Annotated in this window: 10 protein-coding genes; 7 read left to right on the top strand and 3 right to left on the bottom strand. The window is 72.4% G+C overall.

The genetic code is table 11. The features are described from left to right. Nucleotides 1-25 precede the first annotated feature (25 nt). Nucleotides 26-193 (top strand): hypothetical protein, encoded by a 168-nt coding sequence (locus AC07DU_RS07010; RefSeq protein WP_360891391.1) that lies wholly within the window; start codon nt 26-28, stop codon nt 191-193. A 97-nt stretch (nt 194-290) separates the two neighbouring features. Here AC07DU_RS07010 and AC07DU_RS07005 read toward each other — a convergent pair whose 3' ends face one another. Then, complete coding sequence (locus AC07DU_RS07005) at nt 291-3,575, bottom strand: S41 family peptidase (RefSeq protein WP_479110041.1); 3,285 nt, start codon at nt 3,573-3,575, stop codon at nt 291-293. A 170-nt stretch (nt 3,576-3,745) separates the two neighbouring features. Between AC07DU_RS07005 and AC07DU_RS07000 the strand changes: the two genes are divergently transcribed. Together AC07DU_RS07000 and AC07DU_RS06995 are read left to right on the top strand one after the other, a co-directional pair. After that, nucleotides 3,746-4,336, top strand: a complete 591-nt coding sequence (locus AC07DU_RS07000; protein WP_479028506.1) for a TetR/AcrR family transcriptional regulator — start codon at nt 3,746-3,748, stop codon at nt 4,334-4,336. A 124-nt stretch (nt 4,337-4,460) separates the two neighbouring features. After that, nucleotides 4,461-6,671, top strand: a complete 2,211-nt coding sequence (locus AC07DU_RS06995; RefSeq protein WP_479110039.1) for an MMPL family transporter — start codon at nt 4,461-4,463, stop codon at nt 6,669-6,671. A 100-nt stretch (nt 6,672-6,771) separates the two neighbouring features. Here the strand turns inward: AC07DU_RS06995 and AC07DU_RS06990 are convergent, their stop codons facing one another. Further along, the gene (locus AC07DU_RS06990; protein WP_479110037.1) at nt 6,772-7,200 is read right to left on the bottom strand and encodes an SsgA family sporulation/cell division regulator; all 429 of its coding nucleotides are present in this window, start codon (nt 7,198-7,200) and stop codon (nt 6,772-6,774) included. 164 nt (nt 7,201-7,364) lie between these two features. Between AC07DU_RS06990 and AC07DU_RS06985 the strand changes: the two genes are divergently transcribed. Genes AC07DU_RS06985 through AC07DU_RS06970 form a run of 4 tightly spaced genes read left to right on the top strand, consistent with a single transcriptional unit; the run spans nt 7,365 to nt 11,199 of the window. Next, a complete protein-coding gene (locus AC07DU_RS06985; protein WP_479110035.1) occupies nt 7,365-8,444 on the top strand; it encodes an energy-coupling factor ABC transporter permease in 1,080 nt (359 codons plus the stop codon). Nucleotide 8,445: 1 nt separating this feature from the next. After that, nucleotides 8,446-9,207, top strand: coding sequence for a cobalt ECF transporter T component CbiQ (cbiQ, locus tag AC07DU_RS06980; RefSeq protein WP_453372875.1), 762 nt, complete (start codon nt 8,446-8,448; stop codon nt 9,205-9,207). Further along, nucleotides 9,204-9,995 carry an energy-coupling factor ABC transporter ATP-binding protein gene (locus AC07DU_RS06975; RefSeq protein ID WP_360891411.1) on the top strand — a complete coding sequence of 264 codons (792 nt, stop codon included), beginning with the start codon at nt 9,204-9,206 and terminating at the stop codon, nt 9,993-9,995. Before cbiQ ends, AC07DU_RS06975 begins: the two co-directional genes overlap by 4 nt. 37 nt (nt 9,996-10,032) lie before the next feature. Further along, nucleotides 10,033-11,199, top strand: coding sequence for a serine hydrolase domain-containing protein (locus tag AC07DU_RS06970; protein WP_479029038.1), 1,167 nt, complete (start codon nt 10,033-10,035; stop codon nt 11,197-11,199). A 52-nt stretch (nt 11,200-11,251) separates the two neighbouring features. On the opposite strand, the gene AC07DU_RS06965 is transcribed toward AC07DU_RS06970, so the two are convergent. Next, entirely contained in the window at nt 11,252-12,883 is a 1,632-nt protein-coding gene (locus AC07DU_RS06965; RefSeq protein ID WP_479110033.1) for a penicillin-binding transpeptidase domain-containing protein, read from the bottom strand. Nucleotides 12,884-13,050 lie beyond the last annotated feature (167 nt).

The following is a 13,050-nucleotide window of genomic DNA, read 5'->3' as shown; positions in this document are numbered from 1 at the left end:
CCACTACCCCTCAGGGAGTGAAAGCATGGGTATCAGGGAGCAGTTCGAGGCCAAGGCGCAGCAGCTCAGGGAGCGGGCCCAGCGGGCCGCGGAGGGCGCCCGCGCCGAGGCGCCGGAGCGCGTCACCGAGGTCGAGGGCGCGCCGAGGCGGAGGTTCGACGGCATACGCGACGAGGTCGACGACCGGGCCTGAACGCGCGGGAGCACCCGCGCAGCAGCACAGCACCGCCGCATCACAGCGCCGAGGGGCGCGGTCCCGCCGTTCAGGGACCGCGCCCCTCGTGCGTGCCTCACTGCCTGGGCGGCAGCTTGGGACGTCGCCGGTCCGGTACGTCCGTGTAGCCGGGCGGGACCGCGGCCGGGTCCTGTTCCAGCAGCTCCAGCGCCAGGTGCACGGCGTCGTCCAGCTGGGCGTGCCGCCCCTCCGCCCAGTCCAGCGGGGTGCGCTGGATGGCCAGGTCCGGTTCCACGCCGTGGTTCTCCACCGACCACCCGTACTCGGGGAACCAGGCGGCATTCATCGGCACCGTGATCACCGTGCCGTCGCCGAGGGTGTGCCGGCCGGTCATGCCGACGACCCCGCCCCAGGTGCGCTGGCCCACCACCGGACCCAGCCCCAGCAGCTTGAAGGCCGCGGTGATCATGTCCCCGTCCGAGGAGGTCGCCTCGTCGGCCAGCGCCACGATGGGACCGCGGGGCGCGTTGGAGGCGTACGACACCGGCTGGGCGTCGCGGGTCAGGTCCCAGCCGAGGATGGAGCGGGTCAGCTTCTCCACCACCAGCTCGCTGATGTGCCCGCCCGCGTTGCCGCGCACGTCCACGATCAGCGCGGGCCGGGACATCTCCATCCGCAGGTCGCGGTTGAACTGCGCCCAGCCCGAGCCGCCCATGTCGGGGATGTGGAGGTAGCCGCACCGGCCGCCGCTGATCTCCCGGACCACCGCGCGCCGCTTGGACACCCAGTCCTGGTAGCGCAGCGGCCGCTCGTCGATGAGCGGCACGAGGGCGACCCGGCGGGCCCGGCCCTCGCCCTCCGCGGGCTCGAAGGTCAGCTCCACCGTGGTCCCGCCCGCCGCCGCGAGCAGCGGATAGGGCCCGGTCACCGGGTCCACGGGCCGCCCGTCCACGTGCGTGAGCACCGCGCCCTCCCGGATGCCGGTGCCGGCCAGCGGGGAGCGGGCCTTGGAGTCCGAGGACTCGCCGGGCAGGATCCGGCTGACCACCCATGCCCCGTCCCGGGGGACGAGGTTGGCGCCGAGCAGGCCGATCGCCCGCTGGTAGTGCGGGGGGCCCTCGTTGCGGCGGGCGGCGGAGACGTAGGCGTGCGAGGTGCCGAGCTCGCCGAGGACCTCCCGCAGCAGGTCGGCGAACTCGTCCGGGGAGGCCACGCGTTCGACGAGGGGGCGGTACTGGCTCAGCACCCCGTCCCAGTCGATGCCGCACATCTTGGGGTCCCAGAAGTACGCGCGGATGATCCGCCCGGCCTCCTCGAAGGCCTGGCGCCACTCGGCCGCCGGGTCCACTTCGTGCAGGATGCGCCGCAGGTCCAGGTAGACGGTGGAGTCGCTGTCGCCGGACTCGGTCGCCGGGACCGCGCGGAGCTCGCCGTCGTCGTTGATCACGAGCCGGGTGCCGTCCCCGCTGACCGCGAACCAGTCCAGCCCCGAGGCAAGTTCGGTCTTACGGGCCTTGGTGAGGTCGAAGTGCTCCAGCGTCGGCTTGCCGCTGATGTCGGCCGGGTTGGCGAAGGTCTCGCCGAGCGCGCCCGAGATCGGCCAGCGCAGCCACACCAGGCCGCCGCCGCTCACCGGGTACAGGGCCGAGTACTTGGACGCGGTCACCGGGAAGGGGGTGACCCGGCTCTCCAGTCCCTCCACCTCCACGGTCACGGCGCCGTCGCCCGTGTCGCCCTCGACCGGGTCCAGTCCGCCCGCCGCGGGCCGCCCCTCGGCGGAGAGCGCGAAGGGGGAGGGGGTCGCGGAGGACAGCGGCACCAGGTACGGGCGGCAGCCCAGGGGGAAGGACAGGTCGCCGGTGTGCACGTCGTACACCGGGTCGAAACCGCGCCACGACAGGAAGGCCAGGTAGCGGCCGTCCCGGGTGAAGACCGGATTCTCGTCCTCGAAGCGGCCGTTGGTGACGTCGACGATCGTGTGCGCGCCGGGGCCGGAGATCCGGGCCATCTTGATCTGCCGCAGCGAGCGTCCGATGCCCGGGTGCGACCAGGTCAGCCACGTGCCGTCGGGGGAGAAGGCCAGGTCGGTGACGGGTCCGTTGATGGACCGGATCAGCTCGGTGACCTCGCCGTCGGACTCCTCCGTGCCCGCGGCGTCAGCCGCTTTTTCGGACACGGTGATGAGCAGGAGCCGCCCGTCGTTGGAGGCGATGGCGAGCCGCTCGCCCTCCGGATCGGAGAGCAGCTCGGTGACGCGCCCCAGCCGGCCCGAGGCGAGCCGGCGCGGCTCCCGCTCGCCGGAGGCCCGCGGCAGGTAGGCGATCTCGATCGCGTCCTCGCCCTCGGCGTCGGTCACGTAGGCGACCTGACCACCGCTGCCGAGCATCTCCGGCAGCCGCACCCGCACACCCGGGGTGTCGGCGATGGTCCGGGCGGGTCCGTCGCGGTGGGTCAGCCAGTACAGGCTGCCGCGCACCACGACCGCGCTGGCCCGGCCGGTGGCGTCCACGGAGAGCGAGTCGACGTGGTGGGCGGCCGCCACCTGGTAGGGGCGCCGGCCGGCGCGCGCACCCCCCAGCCGGACACGGAGCTTGCGCGGGGCGGCGTCGGGGGCCAGGGATTCGACGAGCCAGATGTCCCCGGCGCACTGGTAGACGATGCGGCGGCCGTCGCTGGAGGCGTGCCGGGCGTAGAACTCCTCGTGGTCGGTGTGGCGGCGCAGGTCGGTGCCGTCGGGCAGGCAGGAGTACAGGTTGCCGATGCCCTCGTGGTCGGAGAGGAAGGCGATGCGGCCGTCGACGAACATCGGGGCGTCGAGGTGGCCGTCGACGTGCTCCAGGAGCCGTTCGCCGTGCAGCCACAGGCGGCCGGTGGCGCCGCCGCGGTAGCGCTTCCAGGCGGCGGGCTCGTGCGGGGGCTTCCCGGTGAGCAGAAGGCTGCGGTGCTCCCCGTCGATGTCGGCGACCTGGATGTCGGAACAGGGCCCCCAGGGCAGGCGGCCGCCGGGACTGCCGTCCGTGGGCACCTTGTAGGCCCAGGCGTAGTGCGAGAAGGGCTGCCCGTGCGAGGAGACCGCGAGGACGTTGCCGTCCGGGTCCCAGCCGCAGACGCGGGTGTCGGTGGCGCCCCAGTAGCTGAGCTGGCGGGCGGGGCCGCCGTCGACGGGGACGAGGTGGATCTCCGGGTCGAGGCTGCGCCAGGTGGTGAAGGCGATGTGCCGGCCGTCGGGGGAGAAGCGGGGATGGCTGACCCGGGTCCGGTCGACGGTGATCCGCCAGGCCCGGCCGGGGACTTCGCCGTCGGGGACCAGCGGGGCGACCCAGAGGTCGTCCTCGGTGGCGAAACACAGGAGGTTGTCGTGCAGGTGCGGGAACCGGAGGTACGCGACGTCGTGACTCACCCCCCAATGCTTTCCGCGCCGGGGGGCCCTGGCAACTCGTACAGGTGATCCAGGTCACCGCCGGAAGCGAAACGGAACGGTTTCGTTTCGCTGGAGGGTCGGGGTATCGTCTTAAGCGTACGAAGTAGTTTCGTTCCCACGCGTGGGACGTTCGGACGGGAGACACGGAGATGACCGAGGCGATGGCGGCCCGGCGCAGCCGGATCACCCCCGAACGTCAGGCCGAACTGCACGAGGCGGTCCTCGACCTGCTGCGTGACGTCGGCTACGAGGCGCTGACCATGGACGCGGTCGCCGCCCGTACGAAATCCAGCAAGGCCACCCTCTACCGCCAGTGGGGGAGCAAGCCGGAGCTGGTCGCCAAGGCCCTTCGATGTACGCAGCCCGTCTCGCTGCGGGAGATCGACACGGGCAGCCTCCGCGGTGACTTCGCGCTCATGGTGGAGCACTCGGACGACGCGCAGATGGCCAAGGACACCGCGCTGATGCGGGGTCTGGCCCATGCGGTCCACGAGAGCCCGGAGCTCCACCGGGCACTGCGGGACCTGTTGGTCGACCCGGAGATCACCGGGCTGCAGGTGATGCTGCAGCGCGCGGTGGACCGCGGTGAGATCGCTCCCGGGTGCCCGGCCCTGGATTTCGTACCGCACATGCTCATCGGGGCGTTCATCGCGCTCCCGCTGATCGAGGACCGCCCGGTGGACCGGGCGTTCCTCGGTGACTTCATCGACGCTGTGGTCTTCCCCGCCCTCGGCGTCTGATCCGTCCCGTCCCCGTCCCTTCCCCGCCTGCTGCTCCTGACACGCCGCTCTCGTCGTCGGGCCGGCTTTTCACGCCCTGATCCCCCGGGATCCATCCCACGACCTGAACGGGAGAACCACCGACGTGGCTACCTTCCTCTATCGCATCGGCAAGGGCGCCTTCAGGCGCCGCGGGCTCGTCGCCCTGGCCTGGGTGCTGCTGCTCTTCGCCGCCGTCTTCGGCGCGGCCACGGCGTCCGCGCCCACCTCCGGCTCGTTCTCGATACCCGGCACGGAGGCCCAGAAGGCCTTCGACCTGCTGGACCAGCGCTTCCCGGGCCTGGCCGCCGACGGCGCCACCGCCCGCATCGTCGTCAAGGCCCCCGAGGGCGCCAAGGTCACCGACCCCGGCCCCAAGGCCGAGGTCCAGAAGATCGTGGCCGCGCTGAAGTCCGGACCGGGCGCGGAGCAGGTCTCCTCGGTCACCGACCCGTACGAGACGCAGGCGGTGAGCCAGGACGGCTCCACCACCTACATCAGCGCCAAGTACGACGTCAGCGGCATGGAGCTGAAGGACGTCACCCGCGACGCGCTCAAGGACTCCGGCACGCAGGCCAAGGCCGCGGGCCTGAACGTCCAGATCGGCGGCGACGCGCTGATGACGGCCCCCGAGACCGGCTCCGGGGAGATCATCGGCATCGCGGTCGCCGCGATCGTCCTGGTGATCACCTTCGGCTCGCTGATCGCGGCCGGTCTGCCGCTGCTGACCGCGCTGATCGGCGTCGGCATCGGCGTCTCCTCCATCACCGCGCTCGCCAACGTGCTGGACCTCGGCACCACCACCTCCACGCTCGCGATGATGATCGGCCTCGCGGTCGGCATCGACTACGCGCTCTTCATCGTCTCCCGCTACCGCGCGGAGCTCGCCGAGGGCCGTGAGCGGGACGAAGCCGCCGGCCGGGCGGCCGGAACTGCTGGTTCCGCCGTCGTCTTCGCCGGTCTGACCGTCGTCATCGCCCTCGTGGGCCTCGCCGTCGTCAACATCCCGATGCTGACCAAGATGGGCTTCGCGGCCGCCGGCACCGTGGTCGTCGCCGTGCTCGTCGCCCTGACCCTCGTCCCGGCCATCCTCGGATTCGCCGGCAAGAAGGTCCTGCCCGCCGGCCAGAAGAGCAGGCTCTTCGGCAAGGGCGCCCGCAAGGCCGCCGCCGGCGCCGAGGAGAAGCCCAACGGCGGTACCCGATGGGCCCGCTTCGTGCTGCGCCGCCCGGTCATGGTGCTCCTCGCCGGTGTGATCGGCCTCGGGATCATCGCCGTACCGGCGAGCAAGCTGGAGATGGCGCTGCCGGACGACGGCTCCCTGCCGGTCTCCACCACCCAGCGCCAGGCGTACGAACTGCTGTCCGAGGGCTTCGGTCCGGGCTTCAACGGGCCGCTGATGGTGGTCGTCGACGGGGACAAGGCGCTCGCCGACAAGACCGTCGACCGGATCAAGGGTCTGGACGGCGTGGTCGCGGTCACCCCGCCGAGCCTCAACGAGGCCGGCGACGCCGCGGTGATCACCGTCATCCCCAAGGAGCGCGGGATCTCCACGCAGACCAAGGACCTGGTCCAGGAGATCCGCGACGGCAGCGGGGACGACGTCCTCGTCACCGGAGCCACCGCGATGGAGATCGACTTCACGCAGAAGATGAACGACGCGCTGCTGCCCTATCTGGCGCTCGTCGTCGGCCTGGCCTTCCTGCTGCTGATGCTGGTCTTCCGCTCGATCCTGGTCCCGCTCAAGGCGGCCCTCGGCTTCCTGCTCTCGGTCGTCGCCGCCCTCGGCGCGGTGGTCGCGGTCTTCCAGTGGGGCTGGCTCGGTTCGCTCTTCGGGGTGGAGCAGACCGGCCCGATCATGTCGATGATGCCGATCTTCATGGTGGGCGTCGTCTTCGGTCTGGCCATGGACTACGAGGTCTTCCTCGTCACCCGTATGCGTGAGGCGTACGTCCACGGCGAGCGCCCGGGCCAGGCCGTGGTGACCGGCTTCCGCTACAGCGCGCGGGTCGTCGTGGCCGCCGCCGTGATCATGATCGCGGTGTTCGCGGGCTTCCTCGGGGCCACCGACCAGATGATCAAGATGATCGGCTTCGGTCTGGCCGTCGCCGTGTTCTTCGACGCCTTCGTGGTCCGCATGGCCATCGTCCCGGCGGTACTGGCGCTGCTCGGGCACAAGGCCTGGTGGCTGCCGAAGTGGCTGGACCGGCTGCTGCCGAACGTGGACGTGGAGGGCGAGAGCCTGCGCAAGCACCTCGGGGAGTCCCCGAAGGCCGCGGAGGGCCCGGGCAAGGACCGCGAGCTGGTCAACGCCTGACCTCGTCCCGGACGGCTGACACCCCGGCCCCGTACCGTCTGATCACCAGGCGGTACGGGGCCGGGTGCGTTTCGTTGCGTTCCGCGGCGGCGCGTTGGGCCTAACGGGTGGCGGGGGCGGCGTAGGTGCGGCGCAGGAAGCGGCGCAGGGCCACGCTGTCGAACTGCACCACGGCGACGCCCTCGGGCGAGTGGAACTCCACGACGGCCTGGACGCGGCCGCAGGGCCAGACGCGTACGTCCCCGGTTCCGGTCGGGGCCTGGAGACCCGCCTCCAGCAGCGCGCGGGGCAGGACCCACTCGTTGTCGGTGCCCTCGGGGGACAGGTCCGCGGGGAAGACGATCCGCACGGCCAGCGGCTCGGCCTCGGCGAAGCGCAGGGCCACCGGAACCTTGCGGTAGAGGGGGTCGTCGCTGATCACGCGCGCGGTCACGCGCTCCTCGACGGCCGTCGCGGTCGCAGGCGTGAGCGTGGTGGAGGTCGCGGTCGCCGTCGCGCTCGCGGCGGGATTCTCGGCGGTGGCTGACACGACAAGACTCCTCAATTCGGAACATATGCGCCCGTTTGTCCTCCAGCCTCGCACATTCCGACGAAACCGCACGGAACTATTTGTCACGTAGACGCTCTTGCCAACGATTTGCAACAGGGCACTACTCTTGAACGGTTCAAGACAGTGAGAAGCGGAGTCACTCCATGCATGTGCCCGACGGATTCATCAACACACCCGTCTCGGTGGCCGCCGGAGTGGTCGCCGCGGCCGCGGTGGCCGTGAGCCTGCGCGGCGCCCGACGGGAGCTCGGCGGCCTCTCCCAGGCCGGCGGCCCCGGGGGAGAGCGGACCGCACCCCTCGCCGGCCTCGTCGCCGCCTTCATCTTCGCCGTCCAGATGCTGAACTTCCCCGTCGCCGCCGGCACCAGCGGCCACCTGCTGGGCGGGGCGCTCGCCGCCATACTCGTCGGCCCCTACACGGGTGTGCTCTGCGTGTCCGTCGTCCTGCTCATGCAGGGCATCCTCTTCGCGGACGGCGGGCTGACCGCCCTCGGGGTGAACATCACCGTCATGGGCGTCGTCACCGTCGTCATCGCCTACGGCGTCTTCCGCGGGCTGCTCAAGGTGCTGCCGGCCGGCCGCCGCTCGGTGACCGTCGCCGCCTTCGCCGGAGCCCTGCTCTCGGTGCCGGGCGCGGCCGCCGCGTTCACCGCCGTCTACGCCGTCGGCGGCACCACCGACGTGCCCCTCGGCAAGGTGCTCACCGCCATGGTCGGCGTGCACGTGCTCATCGGCATCGGCGAAGCCGCCATCACCGCGGCCACCGTCGGCGCCGTGATCGCCGTACGCCCCGACCTGGTCCACGGGGCCCGCGGGCTGACCACCCGGCTGAAGCTGCGCATCGGCGGCGAGCTGGTCGACGCCCCCGCGCCCGCCGCCTCCCCGGTGGCCGCCCGCTCCACCACGGCGGTGTGGGCCACCGGCCTGGTCACCGCGCTCGTCCTCGCCGGGTTCGTGTCCTTCTACGCCTCCGCCAGCCCCGACGGTCTGGAGAAGGTCGCCGCCGACCAGGGCATCGACCAGAAGGTCGAGGAGCACGCGGCGAAGGACTCCCCGCTCGCCGACTACGCCGTGAAGGACGTCGCCGACGCCCGTCTCTCCGGCGGCCTCGCGGGCGCCCTGGGCGTCGGGGCGACCGTCGCCGTCGGCACCGGCGTCTTCTGGGTCGTGCGCCGTCGCGCCAACGCCGCCGACGCCACCGGCGCCGAGCCCTCGGCCGTCTGAGATGGGAGCGGGACACGCCCACAAGCTCTACCGGCACGGCCATTCGCCGGTCCACGAGCTGCCGCCGCACTGCAAGCTCGCCGCGACCTTCGCGTTCGTCCTGGTCGTCGTGTCCACACCGCGCGAGGCGGTGTGGGCCTTCGGCCTGTACGCCGTCCTCCTCGCGGGGACCGCGGCGGCGGCCCGGATCCCGGCCGGCTTCCTGCTGCGGCGGCTGCTGATCGAGGTGCCCTTCGTCGCCTTCGCCGTGCTCATGCCCTTCGTGGCGCAGGGCGAGCGGGTGGAGGTGCTCGGCATGTCGCTCAGCGTCTCCGGCCTGTGGGGCGCCTGGAACGTCCTCGCCAAAGGAACCCTCGGCGTGGCCGCCTCCGTCCTGCTCGCCTCGACGACCGAACTGCGGTCCCTGCTCCTCGGCCTCCAACGGCTGCGGCTGCCCCCGCTGCTCGTGCAGATCGCGACCTTCATGATCCGTTACGGCGACGTGATCAGCGACGAGCTGCGCCGCATGTCCATCGCCCGCCGCTCGCGCGGATTCGAGGCCAGCGGGATCCGGCACTGGGGGGTGCTGGCCAAGACGGCCGGCGCGCTGTTCATCCGCTCCTACGAGCGCGGCGAGCGGGTCTACCTCGCGATGGTCAGCCGCGGCTACGCCGGCTCGATGCCGGTGATCGACGACGTCACGGCCACGCGCGCCCAGTGGGCGTACGCGGCCGTACTCCCGTTGACGGCCCTGGCCGTCTGTCTGATGGGCTGGACCCTGTGAACGCTTCCCCCTCCGCCCCTTCCGCGTCCGCCACCCCTTCGCAGGCGCCCTCCCTTGAGGTGTCGGGCCTCGCCTACGCCTATCCCGACGGCCACCAGGCCCTCTTCGGGGTGGACCTCACCGTCGGGCGCGGCGAGCGCGTCGCCCTCCTCGGCCCCAACGGCGCCGGCAAGACCACCCTCGTCCTGCACCTCAACGGCATCCTCACCGGCGGCGTCGGCTCGGTGAGCGTGGCCGGTCTGCCGGTGGAGAAGCGGAACTTCGCCGAGGTCCGCCGCCGGGTCGGGATCGTCTTCCAGGACCCCGACGACCAGCTGTTCATGCCGACCGTGCGCGAGGACGTGGCCTTCGGACCGGCGGCGGCCGGCCTGCGCGGCGCGGAGCTGGAGGAGCGGGTGCGCGCCGCCCTGGACCAGGTCGGCATGGCGCAGTTCGCCGACCGGCCGCCCCACCACCTGTCCTTCGGGCAGCGCCGCCGCGTCGCGGTGGCGACCGTCCTGGCCATGCGGCCCGAGATCCTGGTCCTCGACGAGCCCTCGTCGAACCTGGACCCGGCGTCGCGCCGCGAGCTCGCGGACATCCTGCGCTCGCTCGACGTGACGGTGCTGATGGTGACGCACGACCTGCCGTACGCGCTGGAGCTGTGCCCGCGCTCGGTGATCCTCAGCGAGGGGGTCATCGCGGCGGACGGCCGCACGCAGGACCTCCTGTGCGACGAGAAGCTGATGCGGGCGCACCGGCTGGAGCTCCCCTTCGGCTTCGACCCCCGCTCGGTGGCGGTGGCATAAGCCCTGGTGGCATAAGCACCGGTCGTCGGTGGTTGCACTGCTCGTGGACATCCAGGGTGTGGTGGCGGAGGGCTTCGAGCCCGTCAGGGACGCGTTCGTACGCAATTTCGACGTGCTCGGGGACCGGGGCGCGGCCGTCGCCGTGTACCGGGACGGCCGCAAGGTCGTCGACCTGTGGGCCGGCACGAAGGACGCCGACGGCGGCGAGCCCTGGACCGAGGACACCGCCCAGGTCGTCCGCTCCGCGACCAAGGGCGTGGCCGCCGCCGTGCCGCTGCTGCTGCACCAGCGCGGGCTGCTCGACCTGGCCGCGCCGGTGGGCTCGTACTGGCCGGAGTTCACGACGGGCGGCAAGGACAAGGTCCTGGTCCGCGACCTGCTCGCCCACCGCGCGGGCGTCCCGGCCCTGGACCGGGGGCTGACCGCCGCCGAGGCCGCGGACGGGGTGTCCGGGGCGCGCGCGGTCGCCGCGCAGCATCCCTTCTGGGAGCCGGGCAGCGAACACGGCTACCACGCGCAGACCTACAGCTGGCTGCTGTCCGAGCTGGTGCTGCGGGCGACCGGCCGCACACTGGGTTCCGTCCTGGCGGAGGAGATCGCCGAGCCGCTGGGCCTGGACTTCTGGATCGGCCTGCCGCAGGACGAGGCCCACCGGGTGGGCCGGGTGGCCCCGGTCGACCCGCCCGCCGGCGCGGGCCTGCTGAAGACCCGGCCGCGGCGCAACGTCTCCGAGGCCTACGCCGACCCCCACTCCCTCACCCGCCGCGCGTTCGCGGCCATCGACCCGATGCCCGACGAGAACGCCCCCGCCTACCGCGCCGCCGAGCTCCCCGCCTCGGCGGGCATCGGCACGGCCCGCGCCCTGGCCCGCTTCTACGGGGCCACGATCGGCGTGGTGGAGGACGGCGCGCGGATCTTCACCCCGGAGACCACCGCCCTCGCCGGCCGCGAGCTGTCCGCCGGCCCCGACCGGGTGCTGGTCGTGAACACCCGCTTCGGCCCCGGCTACATGCTGCACGGCCCGGCCTCCCCGCTCCTGTCACCGGCCTCCTTCGGACACCCGGGCCGCGGCGGCTCCCTCGCCTTCGCGGACCCGCAGGCGGGCATCGGCTTCGGCTACGTGACCAACGCCCTGGCCAAGTCGGTGACGGCCGACCCCCGCGCCCAGGCGCTGGTACGGGCCCTGCGGTCCGCGCTGGACTAGGCCGTCTCGCCCGGCAAGATCCGGAAGAGACGGCCTGAGGCCGTGTGGTGGGTCAGCCCGCGTTCAGGACCTCCGCGACGATCGGGCCCGCCGTCTCGCCGCCGTGGCCGCCGCCCTCGACCATGGCCGCCGCGGCCACGTCGCCGCTGAAGCCGGTGAACCAGCTGTCCGGGCTGCCCGCGCCGTCGACCTCCGCGGAGCCGGTCTTCGCGCCCTTGTCCGAGCCGCCGACCGCGGCCATCGCCTCACGGCCGGTGCCGCTGGTCGCCGTCAGCTTCATCATCTTGACCAGCTGCGCCGAAACCCCCGGCTTTAAGGAGCGCGAGGCGGTGGCGAGTGTGCGCCCGTCCAGCGAGGCCTTCACGATCACCGGCTGACGGAACACCCCCGTCCGGGCGGTCGCCGTGATCGAGGCCACGTTCAGCGGGTTCATGGTGATCGTGCCCTGGCCGATGTACGCGGCGGCCGCGCCCGCCCCCGAGACCTCCGGGACCGACCCGTCCACGGAGACCACCCCGGTCTTCCAGTCGAGCCCGATCCCGAAGACCTCCTTGGCCTCCCGCGGCAGCGCGCTGTTGTCGTTCACCTCGTCGATCAGGCTGATGAAGGCGGTGTTGCAGGACTTGGCGAAGCTCGACGCGAAGGGCTCGCCCTCCGACGCGAAGTGGTTCAGGTTGTGGAAGGCCTTGCCCTCCCACGTGGCGGTCGCCGGGCAGGACGCCGGCTTGTCCGCCGACACCAGGCCCTTCTCGATCAGCATGGCCCCCGTCACGATCTTCATCGTCGACCCCGGGGCGCGGCCACCCTTCATCGCCGCGTTGAAGCCGTCCTTGCGGTGGTTGGCCACCGCCAGGATCTCGCCGGTGCTCGGCTTGACCGCGACCACGGAGGCCTCGGCGTGCTTGGCCACCGCCTTCTCCGCCGCGGCCTGCACCTCGGTGTCCAGCACCGTCTGGATCTGCCCGGGCCGGCCCTCGGCCAGCGTGAGCAGGGTCCGCCGGGGCGCGTCCTGGGCGGCGGGCTCGATCCACACCTCCGCGCCCTTGGCGCCGCCCGCCTTCTCCCCGTACGCCTTGCGCAGGTCGTCCAGGATGGCGCGCAGCGACGGGTACTGCTCGGCCGTCAGCTCCTTGCCGTTGCGGTCGAGCGCCTTGACCGGCGGGTTCGCCGGGGTGCCCGCCCGTAGCCTCTCGTCCTTCTGGAGCTGCGGGTGGATCACCGAGGGCTGCCAGTCGACGAGCGGCTTTCCGCTGGTCAGGCCGCGTACGACGGTCAGCTGGGAGTCGTAGGCGAGCGGCTTGGTCGTGCCCTCGTACGTGATCTCCGCCTCGACCTTGAAGGGCACGGTGGTGCCGTTCGGCGCGCCGGGGGTGATGACGGCCTTCGACACGTACGCCTTGGTCTTGAATTCCCCCACCGCGGCCAGCGCGGCCGCGTTGTTGTTGGTCAGTTCGGCGGCCACCCCCGCTTCCCCGGCCGCCCACGCGGCCAGGAAGGCCTTGGCGGTCGCGGCGGTCTCCTTGGCGCTGACCGGCCCGCTGCCCTTCTCCGCCTGGGTGGAGCTCTCGCCGTCCTTCGCGTCGCCGCCCGCGCCCCCGACCAGGGCGTACACCCCGTACCCGGCACCGCCGAGCATCGCCAGAAACACCCCGCCGATGACGGCGCCTTTCGCTGCCCCGTTCACTTCATCCCCATCCCCCGGTCCACGGTCCCCTGAACACGTTCAAAGAACCCTTGGCTCGGACCTTACGCTGCGCAGTGGATCCGTGCGACGTCTGTTACCGGACCGGGACATCCGGCCGGGCCCGGGTCATGACGAAGGCCGGGACGCACACGAGCGTCCCGGCCTTC

The organism is Streptomyces sp. NPDC045695 (genome assembly GCF_056432025.1).
Note: the sequence above shows the minus strand (reverse complement) of the source record. Positions and strands in the feature narration are given on the sequence as shown.